The organism is Methanoregula sp. (genome assembly GCF_002835825.1).
GTDB lineage: Archaea > Halobacteriota > Methanomicrobia > Methanomicrobiales > Methanospirillaceae > Methanoregula.
Genome location: NZ_PIZH01000477.1, coordinates 1 through 1,574 on the forward strand (window position 1 = coordinate 1; position 1,574 = coordinate 1,574).

Here is a 1,574-nt window from a genome sequence, read left to right on the forward strand (position 1 = left end):
CAACGCGGGTCATCGCGCTGGCTGCATGCCTTGTTGTCGCGGCGCTCGTTATGCTCACCCTTATGTCGTTCAACTCGGTGCTCGCAAACCTCCCGCAGTTCCAGCACGAGCTGAACATGCGGCTTGCCGAGATCACGGCGGTCCTGTCGCAGTTCGGGCTCGAAGGGATCCTGAGCCGCCCGCCTTCCATCAACCTTGGCGACCTCTTCTCCATGGGAGTCTCGGGGGCGACGGTGGCCGTGGAAGCGCTCATGTTCCTCTTCTTTGTGGGCGTGACTGCGTTTTCATGCTCCTTGAGATCCCCGCCATCACCGCCCGGCTTGAAGCGCGGTACGGCAGGGAGTCCGAGACGATGCAGAACCTTACGAAGATGATCGGGTATGTCATCGACTTCATCGTGGTCCGGACCGAGACCAACTTCATCCACGGCATGCTCTTTGGCGGCTTCCTTGCCATCATCGGCGTGCAGGGCGCGATCCTCTGGGGCACGCTCACGTTCCTGTTAGGCTACATCCCCTTCTTTGGCTTGGCCATTGCCGCAATCCCGGCCATCTTCTTTGCATGGCTCCAGTTCGGGCTGCCCGGGGCGCTTGCGGTGATCGTTGCGGTCTGCATCCTGAACCTCATCATCGAGAACCCGGTATACTCGTGGCTTGCTGCCCGCAAGTTCGAGATGCCGGCGCTCATCGTCATCCTCTCCGTCATCTTCTGGGGATGGCTCCTTGGCCTGATCGGGATGCTGCTCTCGATCCCGTTCACGCTCATCATCCTCCTCTTCATCCAGCTCTCGGACGAGCTGCGCTGGATCAATAAAATGATCGGGGTGGGTCACCTGTTCGAGGACCGGACCAGAAAAGAGGGGCAGGAGTAAAGGACCGGCAGGATCAGGCAATCTGCCTGACGATCACCGCGGTGTCCCCGTCCCAGTCAAGGGTGAGGACCGACCGGCCGATCTCCTTTTTTGTTGCCGTGTCGCGGGCGGTCATCGTGATGGTGACCGGCGTTGCCGTACTGGCGGGCTTGTCCCGGAACGACCAGTAGATCTTGCCGCCACCGGTCGTGACCGATGCCCCCCGCTCGTTCACGGCATAGTCGGGGGGATTCCAGGAAAGGAAGAACCCGTAACCTGCAGTCCAGTCGTACGCCATGGTCGATGAGTCCGTGTCCATGGGGGTGATCAGGCTCAGTTCCAGGCCGGGGGTCGAGGACATCATGGGGGAGTAGCGGTTGGGGGTTGCCCATATCCGGATTGGCGACGATGAGGAAGGAGCGGGGGTCACAGTCTCAACGGTCATCGCCGGTGCCGGGATGACCGTGCACGTGCCCTGCCCGCATCCGCAGGTACCGGCACCGCAGTCGAGGGGGCCCTCGCAGCTCATCGTGCAGATCGGATCGCTGCAGTCGGGTGCGTCAACCCGGTTTATGCAACTGGTCGGGTGGCATCCCCGGGCCGGCACGCACTCCTCGGCAAGGACGCACCCCACTGCGTCCATGGGGGTTGGGGCGGTTACCGTACCGGGTGGCGTAACCGTGGGTTGCGGGACAGCATCGGGAGCCGGGGCAGTGCAGCCGGC

Annotated in this window: 2 protein-coding genes and 1 pseudogene; 2 read left to right on the forward strand and 1 reads right to left on the reverse strand. The window is 62.6% G+C overall.

All coding sequences use genetic code 11. The annotated features are described in order from the left end of the window. Both CW742_RS12455 and CW742_RS12460 read left to right on the forward strand, forming a co-directional pair. Nucleotides 1-374, forward strand: a pseudogene (locus CW742_RS12455) (hypothetical protein); the annotation flags it as partial. Further along, a complete protein-coding gene (locus CW742_RS12460; protein ID WP_292420838.1) occupies nucleotides 287-871 on the forward strand; it encodes an AI-2E family transporter in 585 nt (194 codons plus the stop codon). The pseudogene CW742_RS12455 and the gene CW742_RS12460, both read left to right, overlap by 88 nt. Before the next feature lie 13 nt (nucleotides 872-884). Here the strand turns inward: CW742_RS12460 and CW742_RS12465 are convergent. Then, nucleotides 885-1,574: hypothetical protein (locus CW742_RS12465; RefSeq protein WP_292420840.1), on the reverse strand; the 690-nt coding region annotated here is incomplete at its 5' end.